Raw genomic sequence first — 2,364 nt, 5'->3', positions numbered from 1 at the left:
TTATTACGCATACTGAACAAGATTTCTTCTTTTCATTCTTAAAAAAAGAGGTGAAAGGCAATGAGTAAAAAACAACCACTGGATTCAAAATCAGCGGAATTACATCATAACTGGACAAGGCCAAAGAGGACCAAATCACAAGTCAACGGTAACACAGAAGAATCACAATCGACTGAGAGATTAAAAACCAGCGCCAAAATTTACCGAAACGGATAAGTTGAATAAGAAGAAATTGGGACCCGGAAATTTTTCGGGTCTTTTTTGTTTTGAGAAGCGTTTTTAGAATGCCAGTTGGCTCAGTCTGTCTTTTTGAGAATGAAGTCTGAAAAATAGATTGTGACGTGTGAATAAAATGACACCACGTCTAAAATTACATAATCGACGTCTGAAAACGATATGGGACGCTATTTAGTGAGAACACATTTCCTCTGATCTTCATATTATTTGGATGAAGAGGTGGTGGAAAATGAGGGATATAAAAAATCCAATAGAAACGGAACAACAAGAATGGCGAAAGCAGCAAAGACAGAATCGAATGAAGACGTGGCTAACCATTTTTTCTCCAGTATGTCTCTTGCTCATCTGGCAATTTCTATCTCAAACCGGACTGATTGATGCGAGGTTTTTCCCTCCGCCAACTGCAATTGTTACCACGTTTTTCGAATTGCTCACGACTGGTGAATTGTTTCATCACATTAACATATCACTATTCCGAATAGGGTTTGGTTTCTTACTAGGTGTTATTCCTGGAATTATCATCGGTTTGTGTATGGGGTTATATGCGCCAATCCGCCATTTTATTTCTCCAATTATTATGGCATTGATGCCTATTCCCACACTTGCATTATTACCGATTATTTTAATCATTTTTGGTATTGGTGAAGTATCGAAAGTTGTTACCATTGCGGGTAGTGTCTTCTTTCCAGTTGTGATCAATACCGTAGCTGGTGTTATTTCGATAGACTCCATTTATTTGGATGTGGCGAAGAATTATGGAGCAAGCAGTAAGGATTTCTTTTTGAAAATCGCTTTACCTGGTTCGCTTCCTGTCATGCTGGAAGGCATTCAAATGGGGCAGGCAATTGCGTTGCTTACCATTGTTGCAGCAGAAATGATGGGCGCAACTTCAGGAATTGGTTATTTGATTTGGACGTCCTACAGTGCGTTTTTATTAAAAGAGATGTTTGTCGGATTAATCCTGATTTCGTTCTTTGGATATATCTTTTCATTGTTATTACGTGGCTTACAACGAAAATTAGTTCCGTGGAGGTGACGACGTGAGCTCAAAACCCAAAATATCAATCCATGAATTAACGAAAGTATTTTACAAGAAAGAAAATAGTGTCACTGCACTTGAAAATATCTCGCTCGATATTGAAGACGGGGAATTTGTGTGTCTCGTTGGTCCGAGCGGCTGTGGAAAAACAACGTTACTTCGCATTCTGGCGGGTCTTGAAAATCAAAGTTCAGGAGATTTTACCATTGAACCCGGAGATGAAGATCGACCGAGTCAATCGATGGTGTTTCAGGAACGTGGCATACTCCCTTGGCTGACTGTTGAGGAAAATGTAGCGTTCGGACTGACGATGCGGCACTTGCCAAAATCGATTGTAAAAGAACGAACAACGTATTTTTTGAACAAAGTGGGTCTTGGGAAATTCGCCAAAATGTATCCGAAAGAGCTTTCAGGCGGCATGAAACAACGTGTCAGCATCGCCCGGGCGTTTGCTAATGACCCAGAAATCTTATTGATGGATGAACCATTTGGAGCTTTAGACGAACAGAATAAATACATTTTACAAGAAGAATTATTGTCGATTTGGTCGGAAACAAAGAAAACGGTGTTATTCATCACACATAGCATCGACGAAGCATTGTATTTAAGTGATCGTGTATTACTCATGAGTGCGCAGCCAGGCAAAATCGTGGCAGAAATGAAAATAGATCTGCCTCGTCCAAGGAAATTAGAAGACTTTCGCTCGAATCCGGAAATGGCTTCGAAATTTCTGGAAATCTGGCGTCACTTGCAAATAGAAGTACAAGGATCAAGATTGTAATCGAGGAGTGAATAGATGAAAAAGTGGTTAGGCATGTTGGGCGTTTTGATTTTACTTGTTGGGGGTTGCTCCGATAAGGAAGCAGTGAAAGTGAATGACGATGTAAGTAAAGATAATCCTTCTGGTGATTTAGCACCTTTAAGTAAGAAAACGAAAGTAGTCATTGCAGAAGATGGTTCTGCTTCTGGGGCAGGCTTTTATATTGCTAATGAAAAAGGTTATTTTGCTGATTATAATATCGAAGTGGAATTCGCAACATTCGCGAATAGTGACGACATGTTGCCAGCATTGGCATCAGGGCAAGTGG

4 protein-coding genes are annotated in these 2,364 nt (G+C 40.0%); all 4 read left to right on the top strand.

Features of this window, described 5'->3' with window-relative positions:
* Positions 1-60 precede the first annotated feature (60 nt).
* Positions 61-216, top strand: coding sequence for a YpzG family protein (locus AC1DSB_RS18135; RefSeq protein ID WP_016428480.1), 156 nt, complete (start codon positions 61-63; stop codon positions 214-216).
* 250 nt (positions 217-466) lie between these two features.
* On the top strand, positions 467-1,273 hold the full coding sequence (locus tag AC1DSB_RS18130; protein ID WP_477532269.1) for an ABC transporter permease: 807 nt from the start codon (positions 467-469) through the stop codon (positions 1,271-1,273).
* Positions 1,274-1,277: 4 nt separating this feature from the next.
* A complete protein-coding gene (locus AC1DSB_RS18125) occupies positions 1,278-2,057 on the top strand; it encodes an ABC transporter ATP-binding protein (RefSeq protein ID WP_477532268.1) in 780 nt (259 codons plus the stop codon).
* A 15-nt stretch (positions 2,058-2,072) separates the two neighbouring features.
* Positions 2,073-2,364: ABC transporter substrate-binding protein (locus AC1DSB_RS18120; RefSeq protein ID WP_477587295.1), on the top strand; the 292-nt coding region annotated here is incomplete at its 3' end.

The organism is Paenisporosarcina sp. P4_E4_2 (assembly GCF_056401595.1).
The sequence above is the reverse complement of the archived record's forward strand: the minus strand, read 5'-3'. Positions and strand labels throughout refer to the sequence as shown.

Bases quoted from the DNA above. Each gene is read 5' to 3' on its own strand.
- AC1DSB_RS18135 (WP_016428480.1), top strand. From the start codon at position 61: ATGAGTAAAAAACAACCACTGGATTCAAAATCAGCGGAATTACATCAT.
- AC1DSB_RS18130 (WP_477532269.1), top strand. From the start codon at position 467: ATGAGGGATATAAAAAATCCAATAGAAACGGAACAACAAGAATGGCGA.